At 71.7% G+C, this 1,170-nt stretch carries 1 protein-coding gene; it reads right to left on the minus strand.

The window, feature by feature from the left end; genetic code table 11:
* Positions 1–1,170, minus strand: a 1,170-nt coding sequence (locus ON39_RS33955) for a type I polyketide synthase (protein ID WP_040740354.1), incomplete at both ends; no start/stop codon positions are given.

A 1,170-nucleotide genomic window follows, 5' to 3' on the forward strand; every position in this document is an offset into this window, starting at 1 on the left:
ACCAGCGCCATGGTGCATTCGCCGTCGCGCAGCGATCGGGTGGCCAGATGCAGGGCGACCAGCGACGACGAGCAGGCGGTATCGATGGTGACCGCGGGACCCTCGAATCCGAAGGTGTAGGCGATGCGTCCCGACGCCACGCTGGTCGTATTGCCGGTGAGCAGATAGCCCTCGGCGCCCGCCCCGTCGTCACGGAGCAGGGTGGCGTAGTCCTGGCCGTTGCCGCCGACGAAGACGCCGGTGCGGCTGCCGCGCAACGCTTTCGGGTCGATACCGGCGCCCTCGAACAGCTCCCACGCGGTCTCCAGCAACTGGCGTTGCTGCGGATCCATCGCGAGTGCTTCCCGCGGCGAGATGCCGAAGAAGGCCGCGTCGAAGTCCGCCGCGTCGTCCAGGAACCCGCCCGCGGTCGCGGTGCTCGTGCCGGATGCGCCCGCGTCGGTCGCCAGCAGCGCCGCCGCGTCCCAGCCGCGGTCGCCGGGGAAATCGGAGATGGCGTCCTTACCGTCGAACACCAACTGCCACAGTTCCTCCGGGCTACCGACGCCACCGGGAAAGCGACAGGCCATACCGACGATCACCATCGGCTCCGCGGCGTCGACGGTGGCCGCGTCGACCGCCCGGTCGTCGGTCGAGCCGTCGTCGAACAGCGAAACGAGGTGGGAGACGAGCTGCTCCGGTGTCGGATGATCGAAGACCGTCGTCGCGGGCAGCGGGTGGCCGAGCACCGCGCCGAGGCGGTCGCGCAGCTCTACCGCGGTCAGCGAGTCGAAACCCAGGTCACGGAAGGCCGTATCCGGTGCGAGTTCCGTCGTCGAAGCGTGGCCGAGCACCGCCGCGGCGGTCGTGGTGACTATGTCGCGCAACCGGATCCGTCGCTCGTCAGGGCCGAGCGTGGCCAGGTGGTGACTGGTCTCGGTGTCCCGGGGCGCGGCGGTGCCGAGAATCTGCTGCGCCTCCGGCAGAGCGGACAGCAGCGGGCTGCGGCGCGCGGCGACGAACGGCGGCAGAAAATCCGTCCAGCGCACGTCCGCGACGGTGCGGCACGGCTCGTCGTCGCGCACCGCCTGTGCCAGCGCCGCGATCGCGGACTCGGGTGGCAGCGGAATGAGGCCGCGGCGGCGGGCGTGCTCGCCGGCCGCACCGGCGGCCATGCCGCCGTCGGCCCAC

The sequence above is a fragment of the Nocardia tenerifensis NBRC 101015 genome (assembly GCF_000308715.1).
GTDB classification, from domain to species: domain Bacteria; phylum Actinomycetota; class Actinomycetes; order Mycobacteriales; family Mycobacteriaceae; genus Nocardia; species Nocardia tenerifensis.